Source organism: Streptomyces wedmorensis (assembly GCF_000716445.1).
In the GTDB taxonomy this organism is placed as follows: Bacteria; Actinomycetota; Actinomycetes; order Streptomycetales; family Streptomycetaceae; genus Streptomyces; species Streptomyces wedmorensis.
Genome location: NZ_JNWK01000016.1, coordinates 105,698 through 119,111 on the forward strand (window position 1 = coordinate 105,698; position 13,414 = coordinate 119,111).

11 protein-coding genes and 2 pseudogenes are annotated in these 13,414 nt (G+C 72.4%); 10 read left to right on the forward strand and 3 right to left on the reverse strand.

The window, feature by feature from the left end:
* Positions 1 to 86: 86 nt before the first annotated feature.
* The 5 genes from OO54_RS15500 to OO54_RS15520 all read left to right on the forward strand — a co-directional run bounded on the left by OO54_RS15500 (position 87) and on the right by OO54_RS15520 (position 5,748).
* Positions 87 to 1,175, forward strand: a complete 1,089-nt coding sequence (locus OO54_RS15500; protein ID WP_033203488.1) for a LacI family DNA-binding transcriptional regulator — start codon at positions 87 to 89, stop codon at positions 1,173 to 1,175.
* Between the two features lie 206 nt (positions 1,176 to 1,381).
* Positions 1,382 to 3,412 (forward strand): outer membrane protein assembly factor BamB family protein, encoded by a 2,031-nt coding sequence (locus tag OO54_RS15505; protein ID WP_033203489.1) that lies wholly within the window; start codon positions 1,382 to 1,384, stop codon positions 3,410 to 3,412.
* A 2-nt stretch (positions 3,413 to 3,414) separates the two neighbouring features.
* Positions 3,415 to 4,275: a heparin lyase I family protein gene (locus OO54_RS15510; RefSeq protein ID WP_033203490.1), complete on the forward strand. Its 861-nt coding sequence runs from the start codon at positions 3,415 to 3,417 to the stop codon at positions 4,273 to 4,275.
* Positions 4,276 to 4,285: 10 nt separating this feature from the next.
* On the forward strand, positions 4,286 to 5,218 hold the full coding sequence (locus OO54_RS15515) for an ROK family protein (protein WP_033203491.1): 933 nt from the start codon (positions 4,286 to 4,288) through the stop codon (positions 5,216 to 5,218).
* Positions 5,219 to 5,376: 158 nt separating this feature from the next.
* Complete coding sequence (locus OO54_RS15520; RefSeq protein WP_033203493.1) at positions 5,377 to 5,748, forward strand: PRC-barrel domain-containing protein; 372 nt, start codon at positions 5,377 to 5,379, stop codon at positions 5,746 to 5,748.
* Positions 5,749 to 5,815: 67 nt separating this feature from the next.
* Here the strand turns inward: OO54_RS15520 and OO54_RS15525 are convergent, their stop codons facing one another.
* Positions 5,816 to 7,546, reverse strand: coding sequence for a thiamine pyrophosphate-dependent enzyme (locus OO54_RS15525; protein ID WP_033203495.1), 1,731 nt, complete (start codon positions 7,544 to 7,546; stop codon positions 5,816 to 5,818).
* Positions 7,547 to 7,577: 31 nt separating this feature from the next.
* The gene (locus OO54_RS15530) at positions 7,578 to 9,170 is read right to left on the reverse strand and encodes an FMN-binding glutamate synthase family protein (protein WP_033203496.1); all 1,593 of its coding nucleotides are present in this window, start codon (positions 9,168 to 9,170) and stop codon (positions 7,578 to 7,580) included.
* Positions 9,171 to 9,328: 158 nt separating this feature from the next.
* Between OO54_RS15530 and OO54_RS15535 the strand changes: the two genes are divergently transcribed.
* The 3 genes from OO54_RS15535 to OO54_RS15545 all read left to right on the forward strand — a co-directional run bounded on the left by OO54_RS15535 (position 9,329) and on the right by OO54_RS15545 (position 11,431).
* On the forward strand, positions 9,329 to 9,787 hold the full coding sequence (locus tag OO54_RS15535; RefSeq protein ID WP_033203498.1) for an ATP-binding protein: 459 nt from the start codon (positions 9,329 to 9,331) through the stop codon (positions 9,785 to 9,787).
* A 170-nt stretch (positions 9,788 to 9,957) separates the two neighbouring features.
* Positions 9,958 to 10,788 (forward strand): DUF1206 domain-containing protein, encoded by an 831-nt coding sequence (locus OO54_RS15540; protein WP_033203500.1) that lies wholly within the window; start codon positions 9,958 to 9,960, stop codon positions 10,786 to 10,788.
* Positions 10,789 to 11,005: 217 nt separating this feature from the next.
* On the forward strand, positions 11,006 to 11,431 hold the full coding sequence (locus OO54_RS15545; RefSeq protein ID WP_033203501.1) for an SsgA family sporulation/cell division regulator: 426 nt from the start codon (positions 11,006 to 11,008) through the stop codon (positions 11,429 to 11,431).
* Between the two features lie 12 nt (positions 11,432 to 11,443).
* Here OO54_RS15545 and OO54_RS15550 read toward each other — a convergent pair whose 3' ends face one another.
* Positions 11,444 to 11,866: an ATP-binding protein gene (locus tag OO54_RS15550; protein ID WP_033203503.1), complete on the reverse strand. Its 423-nt coding sequence runs from the start codon at positions 11,864 to 11,866 to the stop codon at positions 11,444 to 11,446.
* Positions 11,867 to 12,140: 274 nt separating this feature from the next.
* Between OO54_RS15550 and OO54_RS41545 the strand changes: the two are divergent.
* A pseudogene (locus tag OO54_RS41545) lies at positions 12,141 to 12,850 on the forward strand (sigma-70 family RNA polymerase sigma factor).
* Positions 12,851 to 13,003: 153 nt separating this feature from the next.
* Positions 13,004 to 13,414: pseudogene (locus OO54_RS41550) on the forward strand (glycosyltransferase); the annotation flags it as partial.

Genomic DNA, 13,414 nt, shown 5'->3' on the forward strand with positions numbered 1-13,414 from the left:
CCGGCGCGTCCCCCGGCTCGGTTGATACCTTTCGTTTGTCGAGTGAAAGCACATGGCTTCGCTTGCGACGAGAGGGGGCACGTGACGTGCTGGCTGAAGAGCGGCGTGAGGTCCTCCTGCGCCTGATCGAGCGCCGGGGTGCGGTCAAGGTGAAGGACGTGGCGGAGGAGATGGGGGTCTCCGCCGTGACCGTGCGCCAGGACGTCCGGGACCTCGCGGGCCGGGGCCTCGTCGTGCGGGTTCACGGAGGCGCCCTGTCGCCGAGCGCCGCGCAGGCGGCCGACGTGGCCGGACCCGCCCCTCGGCCCGCGGCGGGCCAGGGGGATGTCTTCGGGCTGATCGTCCCGCCCGGGGGCTACTACTACCCCGAGATCATCCGGGGCGTGCAGGACGCGGCCCGCGCGCACGGAGTGCGCATCGTGCTCGCGGTGTCCGGCGAGACGCTGGCGGACAACCAGGAGCAGGTGCGGCGGCTGGTCGTGGCGGGCGTCGACGGTCTGCTGCTGATGCCGCGCGCCGGTCTCGAGCCCGCGGACCGGGCCGAGGAGTGGCTGGCCGGCCTCGACGTGCCGGTCGTCCTGGTGGACCGCCGGGCCGGCGGGCAGGCCGGGCGGCTGGAGCAGGTCGCGTCCGATCACGCCCACGGCGCGGGCCTGGCGGTGCGGCACCTCGCCGAGCGCGGGTACGAGAGGATCGCCCTGGTCGCACGGTCGGAGAGCCCCAACACGCCGCTGATCCGCGACGGTTACGCCGCGGCCTGTCAGGCCTTGGGGCTGCCGATCGGCCCGGAGTACGGCATCGATCCGGCCGACGGAGCCGCCCCGGCCGAGTGGTTCGAGGAGTTCGCGGGGGCGGTCGAGGCGGGCGAGGTCCGGGCCGCCCTGGTCCACAACGATCTTGACGCCGTCGCCCTGATCGGCCTTCTTCAGGCGCGTGACCTGCACGTTCCGGAGGACCTGGCCATCGTGACGTACGACGACGAGGTCGCCGAGCTGAGCGATGTGCCGCTCACCGCCGTGGCGCCCCCGAAGAGGGCTGTGGGGGCGTGGGCGGTCGACCTGATGAGGCGCAGGATCGCCGATCCGGCCGCGCCCCTGGCCGAGCTGCTGCTCCGCCCTGAGCTGCGCGTGCGGGACTCCAGTGGTGTCTTCCCCGCCCCGGGCGGGCGCCCGTAGAGGGGAAGGGGACAAGGGACATCACATAGCGTCGATTGCTTTCGTTTTCTTTCGAGTGAAGCGAAAGCATTGACGAAGCGCATCTGCTGTCGAATGATTCCGGTCAATGCCCCCGTGAACGACCGGTGCACATCACACGTCGCAGAACCACGGCCGGCCCCCACGTCCGGCACTCCTCCGCGCGCACACGAACAAGGGAGTTCCCCATGTCCCCCCAGCAACACTCCCCATGGACGGGCAGGCGTCAGCTGCTCATCGCAGGCGGCGCCCTCGGGCTCGGCGCCGCCACGGCCCCGCTGCTCACGGCACCGGCGCAGGCCACCTCCGAAGGACCGTCCTGCACCCGCGTCACCGATCTCGGGCCGGGAATCGAGCAGTTCGCGCTGATGAGCGCGCTCCAGGTCGGCGACACCGTCTACATAGGCTCCCGCAACCTCGAACCGACCCGGGTCATCGCCTTCCACCTGCCGACCCGCACAGTGGTGTCCCAGACCGTCCTCGGCACCGGGCACTCGATCCAGGCGCTCGCCGTGGACCCCACCGGCAGGTACCTGTACGCGGGCATCCTGACCAAGGGCGACGAAGGGAAGCCCAACCTCTTCCGCTGGGACCTGGCCACCCCGGAGAAGTCCGCCGTGGGCGTCGGCCGCACCGAGGACCGCGACATCCGCGACCTCGCCGTCGCCCCGGACGGGACCGTGTACGCGGTGGGCGGCATCCCCGGGAAGGCCCCCGCGCTGTGGATGTACGACCCCGCCACCGGCAAGGTGACCAAGCTCGGCATACCCGACCCGAAGGCCACCCTGGCGCGGGCCGTCGCCGCCACCGACACCAAGGTCTTCTTCGGAGCCGGCAGCGTCCTGGCCGGCGGGGACGGGGCGAGCAAGGCCTCGCTGTACGCGTACGACCGGGCCACCGGCACGTTCGCCGACGTCACGCCTCCGGAGATGGAGAAGGACCCCAGCCTGCGCGACCTCGCCGTCGTCGGCCACCGCCTCGTCGTCAGCACCTCGGGATCGACGGAGCCCGCCAAGCTCGCCGTCATGGACCTCGCCGACCCCTCCTCGTACACCGTGACGACGACCACCGGCAAGGTCGTCAAGAACCTCACCGCGCACGGCGACACCGTCTACTTCGCCACCGACACCGGTCTGCACTCCTACGCGACGACGACCGGCGTCATCGCACCCGTCGCGTTCGACGGCGACCTGGGAGAGGTCTGGGGCCTCGACCACGCCGACGGCACCCTGACCGTCGTCTCGGGATACGGCTTCGTCGGCGAGATCGACCTCGCCACCGGCCGGTCCGTCGTCACCGACCTCGGCCAGGCCGGCGCCCCCGTCGTCCCGCAGACGACGATGGGCATCGCCGCCGACCACCGGTACGCCTACGTCGGCGGCAACAACGGCATCGCCCGCCACGACCTGCGCACCGGCCAGGTGGTCAACCTCCGCGCGCCCGGCGAGGCGAAGGACGCCGAAGTCCTGAACGGAGTCCTCTACACCGGCCAGTACAGCTCCCAGGGCATGTGGACGTACGACCCCGCGAAGGGCGGACAGCCCCACCAGCTCGCGGACTTCCCCAGCGAACAGAACCGTCCCCTCGACGTCTGCCACGACCCGGTCAACGAACTCCTGCTGGTCGGCGTCCAGTCCGACACCGAGGGCGGCGGCTCCCTGTGGACGTACGCGCCCAGGACGGGCAGGAAGGCCGCGTACGTCAATCCCGTCGACGGGACGCAGCTCGTACGTGCCGTCGCCACCCGGGACGGCGTCGCCTACCTCGGCGGCGACAACCCCACCGCACGGGGACCGCGCGGCACCCTCGTCGCCTTCGACCCCGTCGCCGGGCGGGAGCTGTGGCGCCTCGACCTTCCCGCCTCCCTGACCACGGGAACGGCCGCGCTGGCGGTGCGCGGCCGGCACCTGTACGGCCTCACCAGGAAGGGCGGTTTCTTCGTCGTCGACCTCACGATCCGCCGGGTGGTCCACACCGCCGACCACAGGGCCGTCTGCCCCGGCTTCGCGGCCATGGTCACCAGCCGGGGCGTCGTCTACGGAGTCTCCGACACCACCCTCTTCCGCTTCGACCCGAAGACCTTCGCCGTCAGCACCGTGGTGGCCGAGATCAACGGCGCCTGGTACAGCGGTCCGCACGTGAACGCCGACCACCGCGGCCGGCTGTACACGATGCGCGGCCACCACCTCGTCCGCGTCGAAGACGGGCCGGTGATCTGATCATGGAGAACTCGACAAGGCGGTCCGTCCTGGCAACGGCCCTCGCGGGGGCGATCACCGTGGCGAGCGGTACCGCCGCGCAGGCGGGACTCGACGACGAGGACCGGTCCGTGCCGGGTCCGTGCGGGGGCGACAGCGGCCCTCCGGTCCTGCTGACCGTCGACTACGCGAACGGCACGCTGAACTCCGGCATCCCGGACCTCACCACGACACACGCGACGGCCGACGACGCCTCGTACATCGTCGCGTCCGGCGCGGACCACGCCGTCGCCCACAAGGTGACCCTGGGCGATCCCTCGTACGTCTCCGACGGCGCCCCGCGCAGCGAGAGCGCCACGAACGACGTCCACGAGGGGAAGTTCGTCGTGGGCGACGAGCAGCGGTACGAGTTCAGTCTGTTGCTGAAGGACTGGAAGCCCTTCGCACCCGGGGACTCCGAAAGCGGCGACATCGTCTTCCAGGGCAAGCACGCGGGCGGGAACCAGCCGTCCTTCTACCTGATGACCAAGCGCAACAGCATCGCCTTCCGGTCGCCCGTCCTCGGCCTCCAGGCCGGTGTGGTCGGCGACTTCCGCCCGTACGTCGACGAGTGGATGCACTTCCGCGTGGACGTCCGCTGGACGGACGACAGCACCGGCTACTACCGGGTGTCCACCCGGATGCCCGGCGAATCGCAGTTCACGCTGCGGCAGACGTACGAGGACGTGAAGACCTTCCACCCCGTCGCCCCGGCCGACTTCGGCTACCTCAAGTGGGGTCTCTACCGCCCCGGCCAGACCCTCGAACGGGGAGACGTACCGACGAGGACCGTCCATCACGACGACATCCGCGTCCTGGACCTCTCCCGGGGAAGTCACCAGTGAGAGTGGACCCGTGAGACATGTCATCGCCCTCGACGTGGGCGGCACCGGAACGAGAGCCGCCCTCGTCGGGCTCGACGGGACCCTGCTGCACGAGGAGCGTCGGGCGACCGCACGCGAACGAGGACCGGAAGCCGTCGTGGCGTCGGTCCTCGGCCTCGCCGAGGACCTGCGGGCCCGTGGACGGACGCACTACGGCACGGCGGCACTCGCCGCGGGCGTCGCCGTGCCCGGCAGCGTCGACACGGCGCGCGGCGTCGCCGTCCACGCCGCCGGCCTCGGCTGGCACGACGTCCCGCTACGGGACCTGCTCAGCCGCCGGCTCGGCGGAACGCCCGTCGCCCTCGGGAACGACGTCCGCACCGGCGGCCTCGCGGAGGCCCGCCTCGGCGCCGGCCGCGGGACCGGCCGGTTCCTCTTCGTGTCCCTCGGCTCCCGCGTCGCCGGAGCCATCGGCATCGACGACACGATCGAAACCGGCGCCCACGGCCACGCCGGCGAGATCGGCCACCTCGTCGTCCGCCCCGGCGGTCCCCCCTGCGCCTGCGGCGGCCGCGGCTGCCTGGAGGCCCTCGCCTCCGCCGAAGCGGTCGGCCGTGCCTGGGCCGTCGCGATCGGCCGCCCCTCCGCCGACGCCGCCGACTGCGCCCGGGCCGTCGAAGCGGGCGACGAGGCCGCCTCCGCCGTCTGGCGAGCAGCCGTCGCCGCCCTCGCCGACGGCCTGCTCATCGCCCTCACGATCCTCGACCCCCGCACCGTCGTCATCGGCGGCGGCCTCGGCCGGGTCGGCGCCACCCTCCTCACCCCCCTCCGCACGGCCCTCGCGGAGCGCGTCACCTTTCAGAAGCTCCCCGCGATCGTGCCCGCCGCCCTCGGAGACACCGCCGGCTGCCTCGGCGCGGGCCTGCTCGCCCACGACCTGCTCGCCACGGCGGACGCCGTCTGACCGGCAGCGGCCCGGGCTCCCGCGAGATCGGGTGCATGGGTCGCCGAGCCCGGGGCATGCGGAGCTCAAGCGGGGCAAGCCCGTGGTGAAAGGCACACGGAAGAGAAGGCCGGCCGTGATCCGACGGCCGTCCTCGTCTACCGGAGGAGTTGTTTCGCGTGACTGAGCACGTGTGGAACTACAAGTCGACGTCGGGCCACCTGGCCGGAACGGATCTGACCGGCTACAAGGTCGAAGCGACCGACGGCGGCATCGGGAAGGTGGACAAGCACTCCGACGAGGTCGACGACGCCTATCTGGTCGTGGACACCGGCGTCTGGATCTTCGGCAAGGAGGTCCTCCTTCCGGCCTCCACCGTCGTGTCGATCGATCCGGACGAGCGGAAGATCTTCGTCGACCGGACGAAGGGCCAGGTCAAGGACGCTCCCGAGTTCCACCGTGAGAAGCACCTCGGCGATCCCGAGTACCGCCGCGAGCTGGGCACGTACTACGGACTCGGAGGCCCGTTCGGAGGCGGCCCGATGATCTGAACCCTCGTGTGAAGGCGGGCCCGGACTCGACGAGTCCGGGCCCGCCCCCACGTCTGGCCGGGGCCGCTCAGGCGGTGCCCGACGGAAGGTTCTCCTTGAGCTTGGCGATGGCGAAGCCCCAGCCCTGGGTCACCGTCGGCTTTCCCGGCACCGCCACTTCGGCGGGGTTCGTCACCACGTCCAGAAGCACCGGGCCGGGGACGGCGAGAGCCAGGCGTACGGCCTCGTCGAGTTCCCCGGCCTCGGTGACGCGGATGCCGGTCAGCCCGATGGCCTCGGCCACCGCGGCGAAGTCGGGGTTGTCGAGGACCGTCCCGAACTCGGGAAGCCCGGCCTGTTCCTGTTCGAGCTTGACCATGCCGAGACGGCGGTTGTCGAAGACGACGAGCTTGACCGGGAGCCGCTCCGACCGGATGGTCATGAGGTCGCCGAGCAGCATGCCGAGGCCGCCGTCGCCGCAGAAGGCCACGACCTGGCGGTCCGGTGCCCACAGCTGGGAGCCGATGGCCTGGGGCATGGCGTTGGCCATGGAACCGAGGTTGTACGAGCCGATCAGCCGACGGCTGCCGCGCATCCTGACGAAGCGCGACAGCCAGACCGTGGCCATGCCGGTGTCCGAGGTGAAGATCGCGTCGTCCGCCGCGTGACGGTCCACCGCGGCCGCCAGCGCCTCCGGACGGATCTCCCCGGCCCGGTTGTCGAACATCGCCCGCACCCGGCCGAGGAGGCGCTTGTCGTGCCGGGGGTCGGCCAGGTCCACCTGGCCCTCCTGCCACCGGAGGAAGCGCTCGCGGGCCTCGTCGAGGTGGGACCGGGAGCCGACGGGGGTGAGCAGCGGCAGCAGGGCCCGCAGCGTCGCACCGACATCCCCGGCGAGCCCCACGTCCACGGGGACCCGGCGGCCCAGACGTTCCTCGCGGACGTCGATCTGCACGACCCGGCAGCCCTCCGGGTACCAGTCGCGGTAGGGGAAGTCCGTGCCCAGCATGATCAGCGTGTCGCACGTGTCCATGGCGTGGGCGGCGGCCGGATTGCCGATCAGGCCCGTCTGGCCGACCTCGTACGGGTTGTCCTCCTCGAAGCCCTCCTTGCCCTTGAGGGTGAGCACCATCGGCGCCGCGAGGAGCTCGGCGGCGCGCAGCACCTCCTCGCGGGCCTCCCGGGCGCCGAGCCCCACGAGCAGGGTGACCCGTGAGCCGGCGGTGACCGCCTCCGCCGCCTCGGCCAGGGCCGGGTCGTCGGGCCGGGTCACGGCCGGGCGGGGCAGCGCGAACCGCGGCGGCCGGTCGTCCTCGACCTCGCGGTCCCCGAGGTCCCCCGGGACGGTCAGCACCGCCACGCCCCGGCGGGTCACGGCCGCCCGCACCGCGGCCTCCAGCAGCCTCGGCAGCTGGTCGGGGGAGGTCACGGTGGCCCGGTACGCGGCCACGTCCCGGAACAGGAGATCGTTGTCCACCTCCTGGAAATAGTCGCCCCCCATCTCCGACAACGGGACCTGACCGCAGATCGCCAGGACCGGGGCACCGCTCTTGGCGGCGTCGTACAAGCCGTTCAGGAGGTGGACCGAGCCGGGCCCCACGGTGCCCATGCAGACCCCCAGCCCGCCCGACAGCTGGGCGAGCGCGCCGGCGGCGAAGGCCGCGGCCTCCTCGTGGCGGAAGCCGGTCCACTCGATGCCGTCCGTGGTCCGGATGGCCTCGGTGAGCGGGTTGAGGGCGTCGCCGACCACGCCGAAGACGTGGCCGACACCGATGTCCGCCAGACCGTCGACGATCACCTGGGAAACGGTACGAGTCACGGGCTCTCCTCTCGTGAAGGGCGGCGACGGGTCACCGGAGGGTGAACCGGTCCGGGTGGGCCGCCTTCCAGTCGCCTGCCCACGAAGCGGGAACGGATGCCGGGACGAGGAGCTGTCCGGGTGCGAGCGGCGCGTACAGCTCGGCATGCGACCGGACGGTGTCCGGCCCGACCCGGCGCAGCAGCATCCCCGGCTCGAGGCCGCCCGGGTCGTCGACGCCCATGGCGGCCATGATCTGCAGGGCGCTCTTGACGGTCGCCTCCTGGAAGCGCTGGACGCGGCGCGCCTTGTCCTCGACGTCCAGGGCCCGGGCGCGCCGGCGGTCCTGGGTGGCGACCCCGACGGGGCAGGTGTTGGTGTGGCAGCGCTGGGCCTGAACGCATCCGAGGGCGAACATCATGGCCCGGGCCGAGTTGGTGTAGTCGGCGCCCTGGATCAGCCGCTTGACGATGTCGCCGCCGGTGGCGACCTTGCCGGAGGCGCCGATCCGGATCCGGTCGCGCAATCCCGCGCCGACGAGGGACCGGTGGACCGTCGTCAGACCCTCGGTGAGGGGCAGCCCGACGGTGTCCGCGAACTCCAGCGGCGCGGCCCCGGTGCCGCCTTCGGCGCCGTCGACGACGATGAAGTCGGGCGTGACGTCCTCCTCCAGCATCGCCTTGCAGACGGCGAGGAACTCGCGGCGCGATCCGACGCACAGCTTGAACCCGACCGGCTTGCCCTCGGCGAGTTCCCGCATCCGGCCCATGAAGCGCACGAGTTCCCTGGGGGTGCGGTAGACGCGGTGGTACGGCGGGGAGGTCACGGTGCGGCCCTCGGGGACGCCCCGGACCTCGGCGATCTCCCGGCTGACCTTGGAGCCGGGCAGCACGCCCCCGATACCGGGCTTGGCACCCTGGCTGATCTTCAGCAGGACGCAGGCGACCTGGTCGAAGGCGGCCTTCTCCGCGAACACCCGCGGGTCGAAGCCGCCGTCCTCGGTGCGGCAGCCGAAGTACCCGGTCCCGATCTCCCACACGAGGTCCCCACCGGGGGCCAGGTGGTGCTCGGACATCCCGCCCTCCCCGGTGTCGTGGGCGAAGCCACCGCGCCGGGCGCCCTCGTTCAGGGCGCGGACCGCCCGGTCCGACAGGGAGCCGAAGCTCATCGCGGACACGTTGAGCAGGGCCATGTCGTAGGGCCTGGAGCAGTCGGGGCCGCCGATCCGGACCCGGGGCGGGTCCGTGGGCACCGGGCGCGGGGCCATGGAGGGGACGAGGTGGTCGGTGCCCGGCCGGTCCAGCTCGAGCTCCGTCCCGAAGGGGTCCTCGGCGTCGGTTCCCTTGGCCCGTTCGTAGACGAGGGAACGCGTGTCGCGGTCGAAGGGCGCCCCGTCGACGTTCCGCTCGACGAAGTACTGCTGCACCTCGGGACGGATCCGCTCCAGGGCGTACCTCAGGTGTCCCAGGACCGGATAGTTGCGCAGGAGCGAGTGGCGCCGCTGGAGCCGGTCGTACGACGCCACCGCGACGAGCAGGACCGCGGGACCGGCCGCGCACCACCACCACGGGGACACCAGGACGGCCAGGAGGCCGGTGACGAGGGCGGCGACGGCCGGGAGGCCCGCGAGAAGAATCATCGGCATGCGGGCCGTCTGTCCCGGATCGGTGGGACCAAGCGCGCCGACGACGGCGGTGGACGTGATCCCCGTTGCGGGCGGTGTGGAAACCGTGAAGAGGGGAAAGGCGGAACACGAGGTGCTCAGCGCGCCCCGCCCAACCACACGAGGGGAGTGCCAGGGCCATGACGGACGCCATCACCGCGGAGCGTGCGGCACGGGAGCCCCTGCTGTCCGCGAGCGCCGAGTTCGACAGCGACGGCGGCGCGATCGGGACCGCCCGCGCCTTCACCGCAGACTTCCTCGCGGCCGCCCCGTCCAACAGGCGGGAACCGGTGACGGAGGAACGTGTCGACCTGGCGAAGCTGGTGGTCAGCGAGCTGGTCACCAACGCCGTCCTGCACACCGCCGGCCCCTGCCGACTGCTCCTCGAACTGCGTCGGGGCACCCTGGAGATCTCGGTGTTCGACCGTGCGGTGGCCGCCCTCGTACCGCGCGGACACGACCCGCGCCGGATCGGACAGCACGGCCTCGAGATCGTCGTCGCCGTGTGCGAGAGCGTGACCGTGGAGCCCGCCCCGGACGGCAAACGGGTCAGGGCGCTCCTCTCCCTTCAGCCGGCGGAGACCGACGCGGGACCCTGACGGACGGCGCCCGCGCCGGGCGCAGCGGCGCGGGCGGATCCGGCCAGGGCGACGCGACCGCGGGGCTTGTCCCTGTTCGCCTCTTGGCCCGTCCGCACCCGAAACAGCCCGGCGGGGATTCGTCCCACACGGACCGGGCAGCCGGAGGGCGACGAGAGGAGCGAGTCGACATGACCACGGAGAAGGGGGACGCGACCGGGACGGCGCGAGAGGTCGGCGGCGAGGCCGTACGGGCGGGCGGCCGGGCCGGTTTCGCGGCGCGAGGCGTGCTCTACGTGCTCGTCGGGGTACTGGCCGTACGCATCGCCCTGACGGGGACGGGCGAGCAGGCCGACCGGGGAGGGGCCGTCGCGTACACCGCCGCCACCACGTTCGGTGCCGTGCTCCTCTGGGCCCTGGGCATCGGCCTCGCCGGAATGGCGGTGTGGCGCCTGTCGGAGGCGGTTCTCGGGGCGGCCGGCCCCAAGGGGCACAAGGCGCACAGGCGCGCCCTGTCCGCCGGCCGCTGCGTCTTCTACGCCGGCTCCGCCTTCCTCGTCCTCTCCTTCGCCGTGGGGGAGCGGGGGAGCGGCGAGGGTTCGACGGACCGCCAGAGCCGGGACCTCACCGCCCGTCTGCTCGAACTTCCGGGCGGTCGCTGGTGGGTCGGCGCGGTAGCCGCCGGCGTTCTGGTGGCAGGCCTGTGGATCGCGGGCCGCGCGGTGCTGCGCAAGTACTGGGAGGAGCTGGAACGGGAGCGCCTGACGGTGTCCCAGCGCCGCTTGATGGACGTGACGGGCGTGGCCGGCGGTGTCGGGCGAGGTCTCGTCTTCGCCGCGCTCGGCTTCTCCGGCGTGAAGGCGGCGACGGCGTTCGACCCCGGCGAGGCGAAAGGCATGGACGACGCCATCCGTTCGTTCGCGCAGACCCCGGCGGGCCCCTGGCTGCTGATCGCCGTCGCCGTCGGCCTCGTGCTCTTCGGCCTCTTCTCCTTCGGCGAGGCGAAATGGCACGAGTTCTGATCCCGGGCCGGTGTGTACCGGTGGCCGGCGGTCGTCGATGCGCGGCGAACCGCCGCCTCGCTCCGGACGCGCGCTCGACGGCGCGACGGCGGCAGTCGTCTTCACGAATCCGATACAGGATCGGCGCACCCATCCGGTGGCCACGAGGTGTGACAGGGGCGTGACGGGTCAGGCGGACAGCGCACCCTCTCGCCACGCCACGAAGCCGGAGGACCCCATGTCCCAGCCCCCCGTCACGCCGCTTCCCTCTCCGCGCACCCTCACACGGCACCTGACCATGGAACTCGTCACCCCCGACGCCGGGGTCCCGATCGACACCACCGTCCGCTACTCGTCCCGGGACCCCCACGCACTGAGCGTCGCCTTCCACCTCCTGGGCCAGAGTCCCGTCGTGTGGTGCCTCGACCGGGAGATGGTCGTCACCGGATCGCACACCCCCACCGGCGCGGGAGAAGTCCACCTGAGCGCCGCCCCCGACGGCGACCTCCTCATACGGCTGGGCCGGACCGGGCAGTGCGCGACGGTCCGCTGCGACCGGGACCGCCTCGCCCGCCTCGTACGCGAGACCTTCCTCCTGGTCCCGCAGGGCACGGAGGAGCACCACATCGACTGGCAGCCGCTGCTCGCCTCCCTGAGGCGCTGACGTACGACGTCGTCAGGAAGTCCGGAGGGGCGGGGGCGGCCGGAAACAGGCGGTGACGTCCTTGCCCCGGGGGCACGAGCGGGCCTGCCAGTCGTCGGCGAGCGCGTCGATCAGGAGCAGGCCGCGCCCTCCGAGGGCACCGTCGTCGGGGCGGCGCGGCTCGGGTACACGAGACGACGCGTCGTGCACGGTCACGTGCAGGCACTCCTCGTCCCGCGTCAGGATGAGCTGCGCGTCGCTGCGCGCATGGACGTGGGCGTTCGTGACCAGCTCGGAGACGGCCAGGACGACGGCGTCCACCAGGTCCGGTGCCGTACGGTCCCAGCCGAGCGCCACCAGATGCTCACGCGTCCAGTCCCGCGCCGTCTTCACCCCGCTGCTGACGGGCAGCGCACGCGCCCATCCCACAGCCCTCAGTGACGGATCCCGCGCCATGTCTCTCCTCCTGTCGGCGACACCGCACGTTCCGTCTGCCCGGTATCCGACGGGCCATCACCGGCCGAGGGCCATGGATGCCGAGAAACCCCAACGACGTCCGAGGCCGCCGCTGGTGGCGGCACGTCAGGCCCGTCCGTCGACGCGCTCCTCGGCGGTGCCGGTGCGGATTCGTCCGCATGGTCTTCCATCGCCGGGGTAGGCGGGCAGCCATCGGGCCACGAATCCAGGGTCGGGACGAGCACGAGAGGGGAACGGTGTGACGGTCACCACGATGTCGACCACGGGCATGGAGGTCGCGACGAGGACACTGCCGGCGGTTCCGGACCCGCCTGCTGTCGCGCCGAAGGACGCCCGGACACTGTCGAAGGTCTTCTTCCAGCGGTTCGCGGTACTGGAGGAGGGGACCCACGAGTACCAGTACGCGCGCAACACCCTCATCGAGATGAACATGAGCCTGGTCCGCTACGCGGCCGGGCGGTTCCGCCACCGCGCCGACGAGATGGAGCCTCCTGGGCGGTCCACGTGCCCCGCCGCCTGCAGGAGGCCCGCGTCGAACTGGCCAAGGCGACCGAGGAACTGAGCACGCGCCTGGGCCGCATGCCGACGGTCAGGGAACTGGCCGAGCTGATGAGCCTCACGGAGGAGGAGGTCACCGAGGCGCAGCTCGCCGCCAACGGCTACAACTCCTCCTCGCTCGACGCCGCGGTCGGCGGCGAGGACGACAACAAGGACGCCTCCCTGGCCGACTGCATCGGCAGCGAGGACCCCGCCATGGAACTCGTGGAGGACTTCCACGCCCTCGCCCCGCTCCTCGCCGACCTCGACGAGCGCGACCGGCGGATCATCCACCTGCGCTTCGTCGAAGAGCTCACCCAGTCCCAGATCGGTGAGCGACTGGGCTGCTCCCAGATGCACGTCTCCCGCCTCCTCTCCCGCACCCTGAACCGCCTGCGCGAAGGCATGCTCGCCGAAAGCCGCTGATCGGCGGCCGCGGGGAGCGCACGTCCCCCGAGGCGGCCTCCGGGTGGGGCACACTGGCCGTGTGCGCATCGTGATGATGACGGCGGGGTCGCGGGGTGACGTCGCGCCGTACACGGGTCTGGGTGCCGGTCTCGTACGGGCCGGGCACGAGAGATGACGGCGGCCCTGGTGGAGGTGGCACGGGAGGGCGAGGTCCTGCTCGTCGGCGGGTCGTTGGGGCCGCTCGGGTACGCCATCGCCGACGGCCTGTCGGTCCCCGCCCTGGGGCTGCACCTCCAGCCGCTGCATCCGACCGGGGAGTTTCCCGCTCCCGTCCTGGGCACGCGCTCCCTGGGCACGGTGGGGAACCGGCTGAGCGGACGGGCCGTCATGACGTCGGTGGAGCTGCTGTTCTCCGACGCCGTGCGGTCCCTGGGACGGCACGGCCTCGTCACGCCGGGCCGGTCCGCACGGCGCCGGGCGCGTCCGGTGCTGCACGGTTACAGCGGGCTCGTCGTCCCCCGGCCCCGGGACTGGCCCGCAGGGCTGGAGGTGTCCGGGTACTGGTGGCCGCACGAGACCGGG

Bases quoted from the DNA above. Each gene is read 5' to 3' on its own strand.
- OO54_RS15505 (WP_033203489.1), top strand. From the start codon at position 1,382: ATGTCCCCCCAGCAACACTCCCCATGGACGGGCAGGCGTCAGCTGCTC.
- OO54_RS15510 (WP_033203490.1), top strand. From the start codon at position 3,415: ATGGAGAACTCGACAAGGCGGTCCGTCCTGGCAACGGCCCTCGCGGGG.
- OO54_RS15530 (WP_033203496.1), bottom strand. From the start codon at position 9,170: ATGCCGATGATTCTTCTCGCGGGCCTCCCGGCCGTCGCCGCCCTCGTC.
- OO54_RS15535 (WP_033203498.1), top strand. From the start codon at position 9,329: ATGACGGACGCCATCACCGCGGAGCGTGCGGCACGGGAGCCCCTGCTG.
- OO54_RS15540 (WP_033203500.1), top strand. From the start codon at position 9,958: ATGACCACGGAGAAGGGGGACGCGACCGGGACGGCGCGAGAGGTCGGC.
- OO54_RS15545 (WP_033203501.1), top strand. From the start codon at position 11,006: ATGTCCCAGCCCCCCGTCACGCCGCTTCCCTCTCCGCGCACCCTCACA.
- OO54_RS15550 (WP_033203503.1), bottom strand. From the start codon at position 11,866: ATGGCGCGGGATCCGTCACTGAGGGCTGTGGGATGGGCGCGTGCGCTG.